13 protein-coding genes are annotated in these 15,241 nt (G+C 65.5%); 5 read left to right on the forward strand and 8 right to left on the reverse strand.

The genetic code is table 11. From position 1 onward, the window contains the following. Positions 1-51: 51 nt before the first annotated feature. The 3 genes from ABIC17_RS07685 to ABIC17_RS07695 form a co-directional block, all read right to left on the reverse strand. The gene (locus tag ABIC17_RS07685; protein WP_354280655.1) at positions 52-1,170 is read right to left on the reverse strand and encodes a CaiB/BaiF CoA transferase family protein; all 1,119 of its coding nucleotides are present in this window, start codon (positions 1,168-1,170) and stop codon (positions 52-54) included. Beyond that, on the reverse strand, positions 1,170-2,354 hold the full coding sequence (locus tag ABIC17_RS07690) for an acyl-CoA dehydrogenase (RefSeq protein WP_354280657.1): 1,185 nt from the start codon (positions 2,352-2,354) through the stop codon (positions 1,170-1,172). Before ABIC17_RS07690 ends, ABIC17_RS07685 begins: the two co-directional genes overlap by 1 nt. 168 nt (positions 2,355-2,522) lie before the next feature. Next, a complete protein-coding gene (locus ABIC17_RS07695; protein ID WP_354280658.1) occupies positions 2,523-3,779 on the reverse strand; it encodes a TetR/AcrR family transcriptional regulator in 1,257 nt (418 codons plus the stop codon). Positions 3,780-3,935: 156 nt separating this feature from the next. On the opposite strand from ABIC17_RS07695, the gene ABIC17_RS07700 reads away from it, so the two are divergent. The 5 genes from ABIC17_RS07700 to ABIC17_RS07720 all read left to right on the forward strand — a co-directional run bounded on the left by ABIC17_RS07700 (position 3,936) and on the right by ABIC17_RS07720 (position 9,173). Further along, entirely contained in the window at positions 3,936-5,213 is a 1,278-nt protein-coding gene (locus ABIC17_RS07700) for an acyl-CoA dehydrogenase family protein (protein ID WP_354280660.1), read from the forward strand. Positions 5,214-5,344: 131 nt separating this feature from the next. Further along, positions 5,345-6,430, forward strand: a complete 1,086-nt coding sequence (locus ABIC17_RS07705) for a Zn-dependent alcohol dehydrogenase (RefSeq protein ID WP_354280661.1) — start codon at positions 5,345-5,347, stop codon at positions 6,428-6,430. Further along, positions 6,427-7,482, forward strand: coding sequence for a phosphotransferase family protein (locus ABIC17_RS07710; protein WP_354280663.1), 1,056 nt, complete (start codon positions 6,427-6,429; stop codon positions 7,480-7,482). Before ABIC17_RS07705 ends, ABIC17_RS07710 begins: the two co-directional genes overlap by 4 nt. A gap of 110 nt (positions 7,483-7,592) precedes the next feature. Then, entirely contained in the window at positions 7,593-8,357 is a 765-nt protein-coding gene (locus ABIC17_RS07715) for an SDR family NAD(P)-dependent oxidoreductase (RefSeq protein WP_354280665.1), read from the forward strand. A gap of 12 nt (positions 8,358-8,369) precedes the next feature. After that, on the forward strand, positions 8,370-9,173 hold the full coding sequence (locus ABIC17_RS07720; RefSeq protein ID WP_354280667.1) for an SDR family NAD(P)-dependent oxidoreductase: 804 nt from the start codon (positions 8,370-8,372) through the stop codon (positions 9,171-9,173). Here the strand turns inward: ABIC17_RS07720 and ABIC17_RS07725 are convergent, their stop codons facing one another. From ABIC17_RS07725 to ABIC17_RS07745, 5 genes are all read right to left on the reverse strand, one after another. Continuing rightward, complete coding sequence (locus ABIC17_RS07725) at positions 9,174-10,274, reverse strand: catalase family protein (RefSeq protein ID WP_354280669.1); 1,101 nt, start codon at positions 10,272-10,274, stop codon at positions 9,174-9,176. It lies immediately after the preceding gene. 75 nt (positions 10,275-10,349) lie between these two features. After that, positions 10,350-11,231, reverse strand: coding sequence for an acyl-CoA thioesterase (locus ABIC17_RS07730; protein WP_354280670.1), 882 nt, complete (start codon positions 11,229-11,231; stop codon positions 10,350-10,352). A 146-nt stretch (positions 11,232-11,377) separates the two neighbouring features. Then, entirely contained in the window at positions 11,378-12,505 is a 1,128-nt protein-coding gene (locus tag ABIC17_RS07735; protein ID WP_354280672.1) for an acyl-CoA dehydrogenase family protein, read from the reverse strand. 141 nt (positions 12,506-12,646) lie between these two features. Beyond that, the gene (locus ABIC17_RS07740; protein ID WP_354280674.1) at positions 12,647-13,828 is read right to left on the reverse strand and encodes an acyl-CoA dehydrogenase family protein; all 1,182 of its coding nucleotides are present in this window, start codon (positions 13,826-13,828) and stop codon (positions 12,647-12,649) included. A 4-nt stretch (positions 13,829-13,832) separates the two neighbouring features. Then, positions 13,833-15,140, reverse strand: a complete 1,308-nt coding sequence (locus tag ABIC17_RS07745; RefSeq protein ID WP_354280676.1) for an amidase family protein — start codon at positions 15,138-15,140, stop codon at positions 13,833-13,835. Between the last annotated feature and the right edge of the window lie 101 nt (positions 15,141-15,241).

Genomic DNA, 15,241 nt, shown 5'->3' on the forward strand with positions numbered 1-15,241 from the left:
TCCTATCTGTGCTTTTCTGGAATTATCGCATGATCGCCGGGAGCGCGCAAATCACAGCAGCGCCGCGATCTCGGCGGTGCTGAACCCCGCTTCCTGGAGGATTGCCGCGCTGTCTGCCGCGCCTGCCATCCGGGGCGGAACGGTCGCGCTGGCGGAATAGCGCGGGGCGGGGGCGGGTTGAACGACGTTTCCGCTGGTGACGAACGTTCCCCGCGCGACGTTGTGCGGATCGGCGAGCGCTTCGTCGAAACCGAGCACCGGGGCGACACACGCCTCATGCCCGGCGAAGGCTTCGATCCAGGCATCGCGCGAGCGTTCCCGGAACCGCTCGGCGAGCGCGATCTTTAGTCGTGGCCACTGCGCCACGGCGAACTGTCCGTCCCATTCCGGCCCGTCGAGTGCCATGACGCGACGCAAGGCTGCATAGAATTGCGGTTCGATTGCGCCGACCGCGATCCACTTGCCGTCGGCGGTTTCGTAGGTGTCGTAGAAGGGCGCGCCGCCGTCGAGCAGGTTGGTGCCGCGCGCTTCGTTCCACAGCCCCATCGCGCGGAAACCCCAAACCATGCTGGACAGCACCGCCGCCCCCTCGGTCATCGCGGCATCGACGATCTGACCCTCGCCGGTCGCTTTGGCGTGCAGGATCGCGGCGAGCATCCCGAACGCGAGCATCATCCCGCCGCCGCCGAAATCCGCCGCGAGGTTGATCGGTGCGGTCGGTTTGCGCCCCGCCTCACCGAGCGCGTGGAGCGTGCCTGAGATCGCGAGATAATCGATGTCGTGCCCGGGCGTATCGGCGAGGGGGCCGGTCTGCCCCCAACCGGTCATGCGCCCGTAGACCAGCCGCGGATTGTCCGCGAGTAACAGATCCGGGCCGAGCCCGAGCCGCTCCATCACCCCCGGACGGTATCCTTCGATCAGGCCGTCGCACGTGCCCGCCAGCCGCCGCACCGCGGCGACCGCATCCGGCCGCTTCAGATCGAGCACGATCGTCCGGCGCGATCGCAGCAGGGGATCGCGCGACGGATCGGTCAGGCCGCCGCTGGACGGGCGCTCGACACGGATGACCTCGGCACCGTGGTCCGCCAGCATCATCCCGCAAAACGGCCCCGGCCCGATCCCCGCCAGCTCGAGGATGCGCAATCCGGCGAGGGGCGGGGCGGCGGTCATTAGAAGGCCGCGATGCCGGTGATCGCGCGCCCGAGGATCAGCGCGTGGACGTCGTGCGCGCCTTCATAGGTGTTGACCGTCTCCAGGTTCATCATGTGGCGCATCACCTGATATTCGCCCGAGATGCCGTTGCCGCCGTGCATGTCGCGCGCCATCCGTGCGATATCGAGCGCCTTGCCGACGTTGTTGCGCTTGACGATCGAGATCATTTCCGGCGCGAACCGGCCCTGGTCCATCAACCGCCCGACCCGAAGGCTCGCCTGCAGCCCGAGCGCGATTTCGGTCTCCATGTCGGCGAGCTTCTTCTGGAAGAGCTGCCGGCCCGCCAGCGGGGTGCCGAATTGGTTGCGATCGAGCCCGTATTGCCGCGCCGCATGGAAACAGAACTCCGCCGCACCGAGCGACCCCCAACTGATCCCGTAGCGTGCGCGGTTGAGGCAACCGAACGGACCCTTCAGGCCCTGCACGTTCGGCAGCAGCGCGTCTTCGCTCAGTTCGATCTCGTCCATCAGGATCATGCCGGTGATCGATGCGCGCAAGCTGAGCTTGCCCTCGATCTTCGGCGCGGACAGGCCCTTCGCACCCTTCTCGACGATGAAGCCGCGGATGCCGTCGCCATGCGCGTCCGACTTTGCCCAGATGACGAAGACGTCGGCAATCGGCGAATTGGAAATCCACGTCTTCGCGCCCGACAGCAGATAGCCGCCATCGACCTTCTTCGCGCGCGTCGTCATGCCGCCGGGGTCGGACCCCGCATCGGGTTCGGTCAGACCGAAGCAGCCGATCCACTCGCCCGTCGCGAGCTTGGGCAGATACTTGTGCTTCTGCTCTTCCGAACCATAAGCGAGGATCGGGTACATCACGAGGCTCGACTGGACCGACATCATCGAGCGGTAGCCCGAGTCGATCCGCTCCACCTCGCGGGCGACGAGGCCGTAAGCGACATAGGACGCGCCGACGCCGCCATATTCCTCGGGCACGGTCGGGCCGAGCAGGCCGAGCGCGCCCATCTCTCGGAAGATCTCCGGGTCGGTCGTTTCGTTCTGGAACGCGTCGACGATCCGGGGGGCGAGCTTGTCCTGCGCATAAGCCCGCGCGGTGTCGCGGATCATGCGTTCGTCGTCCTCGAGCTGGTCGTCGAGGAAGAAGGGGTCGGCCCAATCGAAACGCGCCATGTCGGCCATGAGATACTCCGTTGACTGTCTTACTTGCTTCCCCGGTCTGGTCCGCTTCCCCGGCGGAGGCCGGGGCCCAGGGGCGGAACGATCGTTGTCGAACGCTGCGTCCGCCTGGCACGTCCATCGCTCCTGGGCCCCGGCCTTCGCCGGGGAAGCGTAGGATGGGGGGGTAGGTTATGTGTTCAGCACGCGATCATCGAACAATCCGAACACGATGGTGGATGCATAATAAGCGATCGCGCGGTCGCGTGGCATCGTGCCAGCCCACTTCCGCATGTCGAACGCGGCATTCTGCAATGCCATCAGTGCCTGTGCCGCGATCAGCGGATCGACCGCACGGATCGACGCTTCGGCGACGCCGTCGCTGATCGTCCCCGCATAGCGACGCGCGATGCGGTTGGAGCGATCGACCATCTCGCGCCGTCCCTCGGCCGGGAGCCCGGACAAGGCGGTCGTGCGCAACAAGGGCCCGCGTTCGGAGAATTGGACGTCGAGCAGTGTCGCAATCGTCCCCGAAAGCCGATCCCATTGCGACCCGCCGCGTTCGTCGGCGAGATGCTGCGCGTCGGCGATCGTGTCGAGGCTGCGCTTGTAGCAGGCGAGCACTAGGTCGTCCTTGGCATCAAGGTGATGGTAGAAACTGCCCTTGGTGACGTTCAATTGCGACGCGATCCGCTGAACCGACGCGCCGCGATAGCCGAGTTCGTTGATCAGCCGGGTCGCCGCAAGCAGGAAAGCCTCGCGCCCGGGCTCGGGTTCGTCATGCGCGAGGTCGATCAGCTCGGGATCCCAACGCGCCTTGGGCGCGGCGATGCCGTGCGCGAAAACGTCCATCAGGCGTTCCTCGACCCGGGCAAATTGATCGGGTTCGTAGCGCACCAGCCAGATCGGCAACCAGAACGTATTCTCCAGCAGGACGTGCGCGCGTGCGCCGAACAGGTCGGTCTGGGCGCGTGTTGTGGCGGTGCCCCACAGGCTGCGGGTCTTTCGGAAGACTTCGCGCCAGCCTGTCATCAGGCGGCCCAGCACGGGTTCCTCCATCGCGCGGAGATCGGACAGAATCGCGAACGCGGTCTCCTCACCCCGCTGGATTGCGGCCAATCGTTCGAAATTAAGCGCGAGATAGCGTGCGACGCGGTCGCGTGGCGTCGCTTCGGCGAGCGATTCGTCGAGCATCGCCTGAAGCCGTTCGAGCGTCTGTTCGAAACACGCGGCGGCAAGGTCCTCCTTGCGCTTGAAATAGTAAGTGACGCTCGTTGTATTGAGCCCGACCCGGCGCGCGACATCGGCGAAGGTCATGCCCTTGGCGCTCTGTTCGTTGATCGCTTCCGCCGCAGCGGCCAGGATCGCATCGCGCTTGGCGCGGAATCGCTTGGTGCTGGTGCCGGGATCCGCCGCTTCGGCGGTCTGTTCGATAGCTGTTTCCTCCATGCCGGAAACCTTACCAACATCTTTTAGAAGAAACAGTCCTTTTTCGACTGACCGCTTTGGGCCGCAATTTCCCGCTCGAAGCGGCTTTACCGAAAACCCGGTACGGTATACCCAACGCCGGTGAAGGCCGCAAACGGCCACCCTTGGAGAGACGCGATGGACTTCAGCTTCACCGAACGCGAAACCTATTTCCGGGATCGCGTGAAGAGCTTCATCGACGAACAGATCCGCCCGCGCCAGTCCGAATATGACGCGCAGGCGCATGAAGGCGAGCGCTGGAAGGTTATTCCGGTGATCGAAGAGGTGAAGGAGAAGACCAAGGCCGCTGGTCTGTGGAATTTCTTCATGCCTCCGCATTCCGGGCAGAACCACGTCGACGACACGTTCGAGTTCGAAGGCACCCAACTCAGCAATCTCGAATATGCGTTATGCGCCGAGGAGATGGGCAAGGTCGGCTGGGCAAGCGAGTGTTTCAACTGTTCGGCACCGGACACCGGCAACATGGAAGTGTTCCATCGCTACGGTACGCGCGAGCAGAAGGATCGCTGGCTGCGGCCGCTGATGCACGGCGAGATTCGCTCGGCCTTCCTGATGACCGAACCGGCGGTTGCCTCTTCGGATGCGACCAACATCGAGACGTCGATCGTCCGCGACGGGGACGAGTATGTCATCAACGGCACCAAATGGTGGTCGTCCGGCGTCGGTGATCCGCGCTGCAAGGTCGCGATCACGATGGGCAAGACCAACCCTGATGCCTCGCGCCACAGCCAGCAGAGCATGATCCTGGTGCCGATGGACACGCCCGGCGTGACGATCAAGCGGATGCTGTCGGTCTATGGCTATGACCATGCGCCGCACGGCCACGGCGAAGTGGTGCTCGAGAACGTCCGCGTGCCCGCCGAGAACATCCTGCTCGGCGAAGGCCGCGGGTTCGAGATCGCACAGGGGCGCCTCGGGCCGGGCCGGATTCATCATTGCATGCGCACGATCGGCGTTGCCGAGACCGGGATCGAAGCCATGGCCAAGCGGCTGCTGAGCCGTGTCGCGTTCGGCAAGCGGATCGCCGACCAGTCGGTGTGGGAGCAGCGCATTGCCAAGGCACGGATCGACATCGAGATGACCCGGCTGCTGTGCCTCAAGGCCGCGGACATGATGGACAAGGCGGGCAACAAGTCCGCGCAGCTCGAGATCGCGATGATCAAGGTGCAGGCCCCCAACATGGCGCTCCAGATCCTCGACGACGCAGTTCAGGCGCATGGCGGCGGCGGGGTATCAGGGGACTTCCACCTCGCGCATGATTGGGCGGCGCTGCGCACGTTGCGTTTCGCCGACGGGCCGGATGAAGTCCACAACCGGGCGATCGCGCGCAACGAGTTCGGCAAATACGCCGATCTGCCCGCAGCGGTGACGGCGAAGGATGCGGTGCGGCGCTGACATACTCCCTCTCCCCGCCTGCGGGGAGAGGGTCGGGGAGAGGGGCAGTCCGCTAACACAAGAGACATGGGCCGATGTGGAGAGACTGCCCTCTCCCCGGTCCTCTTCCGCAAGCGGGAGAGGGAGAAGATATGAAAGCCGCCGTCCTCCACGCCCCCAACACCGACCTCGTCATCGAGGATATCCGCGTCGCCGACCCGGCGCCACGCGAAGTATTGATCCGCACCGTCGCGTGCGGGGTGTGCCGATCCGACCTGCACTTCGTCGATGGGGCGTTCCCGCATCCGATGCCGACGGTTCCCGGCCACGAAGCCGCCGGGATCGTGGAGGCGGTCGGATCGGACGTCGCGCATCTGAAGGTGGGGGATCACGTCGTCACCTTCTTCACGGTGTTCTGCGGGGCGTGCGAGATGTGCGTGACGGGACGGCCATCGTTGTGTGTCGATCCGTCGACCCGTCGGCCCAAGGGCGCGGACCCGCGGCTCAGCCTTGCGGACGGGACACCGCTCGCGCCGTTCCTCAATCTGTCCGCCTTTGCCGAGATGATGCTCGTCCACGAAAACGCCTGCGTCGCGATCGACAAGGCGATGCCGCTCGACCGGGCGGCTCTACTCGGTTGTGCGGTCATCACCGGTGCGGGATCGATCTTCAACGACAGCCAGTTGCGGCCCGGCGAAACCGTCGCGGTGATCGGGTGCGGTGGGATCGGGCTCGCTGCGATCAACGCCGCAAAGATCGCGGGGGCAGGCATGATCCTCGCGATCGACCCGGTCGCCGAGAAGCGCGCGTTTGCGGAGAAACTCGGCGCGACGCACAGCTTCGATGCGAATGCGCCGGATCTGGCGAAGCAGGTCGCGGCGTTGACCGGGGGCGGGGTGCACTATGCGATCGAGGCGGTCGGGCGGTCCAACACCGCCGAACTCGCCTGGACGATCCTGCGGCGCGGCGGGACCGCGACGATCCTCGGCATGATCGCGCCGGGCAATGAGGTGAAGATTCCCGGGCCGACCTTCCTGACCGGCAAGAAGCTGCAAGGCTCGCTGCTGGGGTCGACGCGCTTCCCGATCGACATGCCGCGCCTCGTCCGGCTGTATCTCGACGGCAAGCTCGACCTCGACACGATGGTTGCCGAACGGATTCGACTGGAGAACGTCAACGACGCTCTGGCCAAGCTGCGCAGCGGGGACACCGTTCGCTCGGTGATCGAATTCGCATGACCGACTTTGCCCCGCAGACGATGGCGGTTCCCGACAAGGACCGGCTCGACGAGGATCGGCTGACCGCGTGGATGGTGGCGAACGTCGCCGGGTTCGAAAGCCCGCTGACCTATGCCAAATTCTCGGGCGGGCAATCCAACCCTACGTTCAAGATTTCCGCTGGCTCGGGCGACTATGTCCTGCGGCGCAAGCCGTTGGGCAATCTGCTTCCTTCCGCCCATGCGGTCGACCGCGAGTATCGCGTGATTGACGGACTGTACCCGACCGGCTTTCCGGTCGCGCGGCCTTATGGGCTGTGCACCAATCCGGCGGTGATCGGGACCGAGTTTTACGTCATGGGGTTCGCGGATGGGCGTAACCTGTGGGACGGGACGCTCCCCGGTTTTGCGCCCTCCGAGCGGACCGACATTTACAATGCGATGTGCGATACGCTGGCGGCGCTGCACACGACTGATCACGAGGCCGCGGGCCTCGGCGATTACGGACGTCCCGGCAATTACTTCGAGCGGCAGGTCGCCCGCTGGACCAAGCAATATTGCGCGTCCGAAACCGAGCGGATGGAGACGGTCGAGCGGTTGATCGACTATCTCGGGCGTACCGTGCCGCCGCAGACGCGCACGTCGATCGTCCACGGCGATTACCGCATCGACAATATGATCTTCCACAAGACCGAGCCACGCGTGATCGCGTTGCTTGACTGGGAGCTGTCGACGCTGGGTGATCCGCTCGCCGACTTCAGCTATTTCCTGATGAGCTGGGTGACCGCGCCCGAGGGGCGTTCGGGTGTGCTTGGCCATACCGGGCCTGCGACTGGCATCCCGACGATCGACGAGATGGTCGCACGCTATTGTGCCGCGACCGGGCGGGATGGGGTGCCCGACCTCAACTGGTATTTCTCGTACAATCTCTTCCGGCTGACCGGCATCGTTCAGGGGATCAAGAAGCGGATCGTCGAGGGTACGGCGTCGAGCGCGCAGGCCGAGAAGTCGGCGGCTGGGGTGTATCGGCTAGCCGATGCTGCGTGGGAATTTGCGGTGAAGGCGGGGGCTTAGCATATCCCCCTCCCGCTTGCGGGAGGGGTTAGGGGAGGGGATTGAGGGGAGCGCTTGCGGACAAGCCCTCCCCCGACCCCTCCCGCAAGCGGGAGGGGAGGAGAAGACGCATGTCTCAATTCGATTTGACCGGCAAAGTCGCCATCGTGACCGGTTCCTCACGCGGGATCGGCAAGGCGAGTGTTTGCGAACTCGCTGAACACGGCGCGAAGGTCGTCATCTCCAGCCGCAAGCAGGACGCGTGTGATGTGGTCGCAGCGGAAATCAACGCACGTTTCGGCGAGGGCACTGCGATTGCGGTGGCGGCGAACATCTCCGACAAGGCGGGTCTGCAGCGGCTCGTCGATGCGACGCGCACCGCATTCGGGCAGATCGACGTGCTCGTCTGCAATGCAGCCTCCAACCCCTATTACGGCCCGCAAGCCGGGATTGCCGACGATCAGTTTCGCAAGATCCTCGACAATAACATCGTCTCCAACCACTGGCTGATCACGATGGTCGCCCCCGAAATGCGCGAACGGCGCGCCGGATCGATCATCATCGTGTCGTCGATCGGCGGCTTGCGGGGGTCGACGCTGATCGGCGCCTATTGCATTTCCAAGGCTGCCGACATGCAGCTTGCGCGCAATCTCGCGCATGAATTCGGGCCGGACAACGTTCGCGTCAATTGCATCGCGCCGGGGCTGATCAAGACCGATTTCGCGCGCGCCTTGTGGGAAGATCCCGAACGGATCGAAGCCGCGAACAAGACCGTACCGCTGCGGCGGATCGGCGAGCCGGAGGAGATCGCGGGCGCGGTCGTCTTCCTTGCTAGCCAGGCGAGCAGCTTCATGACCGGGCAGACGATCGTGCTCGACGGTGGCGTGACGATTTAGGGGGAGCAGCACATGACACAGCGTTTCACGGGCAAGTCGATCATCGTCACCGGGGCAGGGTCCGGCATTGGCCGCGCCACCGCGTTGCTGTTCGCGCGCGAGGGGGGATCGGTGCTCGTCGCCGACCAAAGCGATACGGTGCATGAGACCGCGGCGCTGATCGATAAGGCCGGGGGTACGGCGCACGCTATCCAGATCGATGCAGGCGACGAGGCGGATATCGTCCGCGCGGTACAGGTTGCGTGCGAATATTACGGCGGGCTCGACATCATGTTCGCCAACGCAGGCATCTCCGGCGGGATGGCGAACCTGTTCGATACCGATGTCGCGCTGATTACCGAGGTGTTGCGGGTGAACCTGATCGGTCCGTTCCTGGCGATCAAACATGCCGCCCCCAGAATCGCCGAGCGTGGCGGCGGCGCAATCGTGCTGACTGCGAGCGTTGCGGGAATCCGTTCGGGCGCCGGGTCACCGGCGTATTCCGCTTCCAAGGCGGGGGTCATCAACCTGGCGATGGTTTCTGCGCAGCAGTTGTCGGGATCGAACGTGCGGGTCAACGCGATCTGCCCGGGGCTTACCGAAACCGGCATGACCAAACCGACGTTCGACTATGCGCGCGAGGCGGGGAAGATCGACCGGGTCGGGCGGCTCAATCCGCTTCGGCGCGGTGCCCAACCCGAAGAACTCGCCGAAGTCGCGGCCTTCCTCGCATCGGATGCCGCAAGCTACGTCAACGGCCAAGCGATCGCGGTCGACGGGGGGCTGTCGAGCAGCCACCCCGTCACCAAGCAGGAATATGGCAAGACCGCGGTCTGATCAGTCGAGTGCGGGCAGTGCCTTGGGTTCGTGGATCGGGCAGCGGTTGAAGTCGGCCCGGAAGTCCGACGACATCTGATACGCCGACTTGCGCACCCGGTTGACCTGGCCGAGCGGCTGATGGGCGGCGAGCCCGGTCCACACGCTGAACCGCATCCCGTCGTCGATCGCCTTGGCGCGATCGGCGGTCCAGCTTGGCTGCGCCGCTACGCGGATCGTCGCGACCGTGGTGTAGGGGCTTTCCGCCTCGTCCCAGACCGCATCGGCTTTCTCGATCGGCATGGTTTCGAGGTCGCGGCACAATTGCACGCGAAGCTCCCACATGGCGTCACCGGCCGTCATCACCGCGTTGATTTCCTCGCGCAACGCATCGGGCCGGTTGTGCGTGTCGACCTTTTCCTTGGTGTGCGCGGTCAGATTGCCAGACACCGGGGCGAGCGAGAACTTGGCGATATAGCTGCCGAACCGGAACGGCGTTGCGCTATAATAGGTCTCGCCAAGCGGGTGGACGTTGGGCGCGCCGCCAAGCGTCTGCAACGCAGGGCTGGGCAAGCCGATCGCCTCCAGCGCCGCTTCGGTTCCGCGCAGGACCGCGGACAGGACCTTCTTTGCACCCTCCGCCTTGTCGGTGGTCTTGGCGAGCAGCTTGAGGTTGGCGAGGAACGGCTTGGCGTTGGGGGTCGCGAACGCGGGGCCGTTGATCATGATGAAATCCTGCGTCGTCTCGCTCTCCGAGCCCGGCAGGCGATCGCCCACAACGTCGAGCAGCTTGAACGCAAGTCCGCGCGGCACCGAGATCGAATCGTCCAGGATATCGCCCGGGTTGGTCGAGAAGCGCATTACGACAGGATGGTCGCCCGGCGTGGCGAAGACGCCCTGCGCGAGCTCGGCGGGCAGATTGTCGTTGATCGTCAGCGTGCCTTCGAGCAGCCCGTGGCTTTTTGCATGGACCGACCGAACGGCATGGCCGTAGTTTTCGGACGTTGTCTCGAGGATGTCGTGCAGCGCCTTGTTCAGGCCCTGCGATGTTTCGCTTTCGTCTTCGGTGGTCGTCTCGACATTGGGGGTGAAGGCGACGGGGGGCTTGAGCGCTTCGGACATCGGATACTCCATACAACGGTACGCCGATGATAACCTGCCGATCCGTCCGGTGTTCCGCGCGCCTATTCCCCCCAGCTATTCCCGGAGGCGGATAAGGCCTTCCTGTGCGACACTCGCCACCAGCCGGCCGTCACGCGCGAAGATCTTGCCGCGATTGAACCCGCGTGCGTGACCCGCCCATGGGCTGTCGCAAGCGTAGAGCAGCCATTCGTCCGCGCGGAAATCCTCGTGGAGCCACAGCGAATGGTCGAGGCTCGCGGTCTGGAGCTTGTTCATCATCCAGTTGACGCCGTGCGGCAGCGTCGCGGTGCCGAGCAGCGACATGTCCGACGCATAGGCCAGGATCGCGCGGTGCATCGCCGGGTCGTCGCCGATCGGCGCGACGACGCGGAACCAGCTGTTCTGGAACGGCGCGTGCGGAACCGGATCGAGCCAGCTGCGGGGCGAGACCGGGCGGATCTCGACCATCCGCGGGCGGAGGAACATCGTACGATATCGTTCAGGGATCCGATCGATCATCGCGAGCCGAAGGTCGCGGTCGTTGGTCAGATCCTCGGGCGGGGGGACGTCGGGCATCGCGTCCTGATGCGCGAGGCCATCCTCGGGCACTTGTAGCGAGCAGGCGAGGTTGAGGATCGGCACCCCGCGCTGCGTCGCGATCACCCGGCGGGTCGAGAAGCTCTTGCCGTCGAAATCGCGGACGACGCGGTAGAGGATCGGGTGATCCTCCGCGCCGGGTCGCATGAAATAGGCGTGGAGCGAATGCGCGGCCTTGGGGGCATCGGTCGACCTTTGCGCTGCCTGGAGCGCCTGGGCGATCACTTGTCCGCCGAATACGCGCCCGAACCCGTCGTTGCCGCGTGGGCCACGATAGAGGTCGGTGTCGATCTCCTCGACATCGAGCAGTTTGATCAGATCCTGGGCGAGCCGGGCTGCGTCGAATTGGGGGTCGGTCATCAGCTCGTCACTCTCTTGCACTTCTCCGGCGAAGGCCGGGGCCCAGTCGCGCAGGCCAGCGTCATCGCCGTGCAGCGCCTACCATTACCCGCTCACGACTGGGCCCCGGCCTTCGCCGGGGAAGCTTAGTTTGGCAAGGGGCGCGCTCAGTATCCAGCCGCCCGCGCGATCCGGTCCGCGTGGAAATTCGCATCGCCGAACATCTCCGCCAGCACGCGCGCGCGCTTCATGTAGAAGCCGATGTCATATTCGTCGGTCATCCCGATCCCGCCGTGCATCTGGACACCCTCCTGCACCGACAAGGTGGTCGCGAGCGCTGTCATCGCCTTGGCGACCGACACCGCTTCGTCGGCATGCGCGCTGCCCGCATCGAGAAGCTGCTGCGCCTTGAGCACCGCCGCCCGCGCAACTTCCATCTCGGAATAGAGATGCGCCGCGCGGTGCTGGAGGGCCTGGAAACTGCCGATCAGCATGCCGAACTGCTTGCGCTCCTTGAGGTAGCCCACCGTCATGTCCATCGCGCCGCCGCCGACGCCGAGCAACTCGGCCGACGCGCCCGTCCGGCCTGCGCGGAGCAGGCGGTCGAGCGGAGTGCGCCCGCCGTCGACGTCGCCGATCACCGCGTCGGCATCGACCTCGACGCCGTCGAATTCGAGCCGCGCCGCGATGCTGGCATCAGCGAGGCGTTCGGGGGTGGCGGTCAGGTTCGCCGCGTCCTTCGGGATCGCGAACAGCGTTACGCCTTCGGCATCGGAAGCGCTGCCGGCGGTGCGTGCGGCGACGATCAGCAGGTCGGCGACGTGGCCATGCGTGACGAACTGCTTTTTGCCCGAAAGCTTGAAGCCGTTGCCCGATCGTTCGGCGGTCAGCGTGACGGTGTCGCGGTGTTTGGCGCCCTCGTCGATCGCGAGCGCGGCGACGGTTTCGCCGCTCAGGATGCCGGGGAACCAGCGTGCAGCGTGCGCGCTGCCCTTGAGCGCCGTGACCGCGGCGACGGCGGTCGTGAGGAAGGGGGAGGGCGACAGGTTGCGGCCGATCTCTTCCAGCACGACGCCCGCCTCGACATGGCCGAGCCCGAGGCCGCCGTCCGCCTCATCGATCAGGATGCCGGTGAAGCCCATTTCGGCGAAACTGCGCCACAGGTCGCGGCTGAAGCCGGTTGCGTCGTCTGCGTCGCGCAAGCCGCGCATGTGGCTGACGGGGGCCTGCTCCGCGACGAAATCGCGGATCGTGTCCTGGAGGGCGGTTTGGTCTTCGTTGAGATACAGCGGCATTGTTCTTCCTTCTTCTCCCTCTCCCCGGTGGGGAGAGGGTCGGGGAGAGGGGCTGTTCCGGACGCTACCGTCCGCGTTTCTGCCCTCTCCCGACGTTCGCTTCGCTCGGCCACCCCCTCCCGCGAAGCGGGAGAGGGAGAATCAGGCCGGCAATTCCAGGATGCGTTTGGCGATGATGTTGAGCTGGACCTCGCTGGTCCCGCCCTCGATCGAATTCGCCTTGGTGCGCAGCCAGGCGCGTGCCTCGCGACCGCCCCCCGAGGCTTCGCTCTCCCATTCGAGCGCGTCGGAGCCGCCTGCCGCCATCTGGAGTTCGTGGCGGCTCTTGTTCAGCTCGGTGCCGTAGTATTTCATCATCGATGGCTGCGCGGGGTGGGCGCGGCCGGCTTTGAGTTCATCGATGAAGCGTTCGGACATCGCCCCGAACGCCTTCGCGCGGACTTCGAACATGGCGATCGTTGCACGCAGGAGGGGGTCAGCGAGGCGGCCTTCATGGTCGAGGCCGACCGTCGCAATTGCGCCTTCGATCAGTGGGTTGCCGCCGGAACTTGCGAGGCCCATGCCGGAGATCATCTCGCGTTCGTGACCGAGCAGATATTTGGCGACGTCCCAGCCCTTGCTCTCCTCATGGATGCGCTGCGACTTGGGCACCTGCACATTATCGAAGAAGGTCTCGCAGAACGGGGAATAGCCCGAGATCAGCAGGATCGGCTTGGTCGACACGCCTTCGCTCGCCATGTCGAACAGGACGAAGCTGATCCCGCCCTGCTTGGAGTCCTTGGACGTGCGGACGAGGCAGAAGATCCAGTCGGCCTTGTCGGCGTAGGAGGTCCAGACCTTCTGGCCGTTGATCACATAATGGTCGCCCGCATCCTCCGCCGACGTCGCGAGCGAGGCGAGGTCCGAGCCGGCGTTGGGCTCGCTATACCCCTGGCACCAGCGGATTTCTCCGCGCGCGATCTTGGGGAGATAATCAAGTTTCTGTTCCTCGGTGCCATATTTGAGCAGCGCCGGTCCGAGCATGGAAATGCCGAACGAATTGAGTGGGTTGCGCGCCTTGATTGCGGCCATCTCTTCGCGCAGCACCTTGGTTTCCGCGGGCGACAGTCCGCCACCGCCATAGGCCGCGGGCCAGTCGGGCACGGTCCAGCCGCGCAATGCCATCGCGTCCATCCATTCTTTCTGGCCGGGCTGGAAATCCGGGTTGCGACCGCCCCAGCAGGCGTCCTTCTCGGAACGGACGGGCTGGCGCATTTCGGGCGGGCAATTTGCCTCCAGCCATGCGCGCGTTTCGAGGCGGAATGTGTCGATATCCTGCATCATTGGGTCAACTCCTCACCAGTTCGTGCGCCGCGCGCGCCACGGCGATCGCGGTAAAGTCGCGGTTATAGTCGGCGATCACCTGCACCCCGATCGGCAGGCCGTCGGGGTCGGTCCCGATCCGGACGCTCGTCGCGGGGAGCATCGGGAAGGTGGCTAGACCGGGATAGGCCATCTGAAGCCCGGCGGGGGTGTCGAGCCCGTCGATCGCGGTAATGCGGGTCATCAGCGGGGTGTCGTCGTGGGGGTAGCCGGTGGTGCCCCAGATCGGCGCGATCACCGCGTCATAGTGTGTGAACAGTCGCGCCCAGTCGCGGCGGCATTTGGCCTGCGCGTCGATCAGCGTGAACCAGTCGGGGAGGGCGAGCGGCTGCCCGCCGTCCATCGGCGCGCCGCGCGCCATCGCGACGACGAGCATGTGGATGTATGCGCCGTGCTGCGCGACGAGATCGGGCAGGAGTGCGCTGGCGTCGTCGACCTGCGCGCCCGCTGACCGGAAGGCGGTGCCGACGGCGGCGATCGCGGCCTGGATCGAGGTCTGGGACTTGGCGAGTGGGTGTTCGGGGAGGAGCAGGATGCGCCAGTCGCCGGGGCCGCGCGGGGCGGGTCTGGCGAGCGCGTCGCCGCCCATGACGTTGAACAGCGTTTCGAGGTCGTCCGCGTCGCGGGCGAGCGGGCCAACTACGTTGAGCGCCACGCCACAACTCTGTGTTCTCGGGAAGTTATGGCCGAAGGATGACAGCGCGTTGTAAGTCGGCTTGTGGCCCCAGACGCCGCAGAAGGCTGCGGGGAGGCGGATCGATCCGCCGATGTCCGAGCCGATCTCGATCGGCACAAACCCAGCCGCCAGCGCTGCGGCGGCACCGCCCGAGGAGCCGCCGGGGACTCGGGTCTCGTCGAGCGGGTTGCGGGTGCGGCCGTAGACCGGGTTGTTGGTTTGCAGGTCGGCGAGCGCGACGGGGATGTTGGTCTTGCCGAGGATGACCGCGCCCGCTTGCTTGAGGCGGGTGACCTGGACGGCGTCTTCGGTTGCTGTGAAGTCGGCGTGTTCTTCGAAGCCCCAGCAGGTGACGAGACCGGCGACGTCGAAGCTTTCCTTGACCGTCATGGGGACGCCTAGGAGGGGGCGGGTGTCGTTCTTGGGGGCGGTGTCGATGGCACACGCGGCTTCGCGGGCGCGGTCGAAATCGCGGACTACGACTGCGTTTATAGTGGTGTCGCCGGATTCGATGCGGGTGATGGCGGCTTCGCATTCTGCGAGCGCGGTGGTTTCACCGCTGCGGATGGCGGCGGCGGTCTGGAGGGCGGTGCGCATTACTTCTCCCTCTCCCCGCTTGCGGGGAGAGGGCCGGGGAGAGGGGCAGTACAGCAGAGCGACCTCTCTGTACTGCCCCTCTCCCGCGCTTCGGCTGCGCC

This window comes from Sphingomonas sp. PvP056 (genome assembly GCF_040549155.1).
Classification (GTDB): Bacteria; Pseudomonadota; Alphaproteobacteria; order Sphingomonadales; family Sphingomonadaceae; genus Sphingomonas.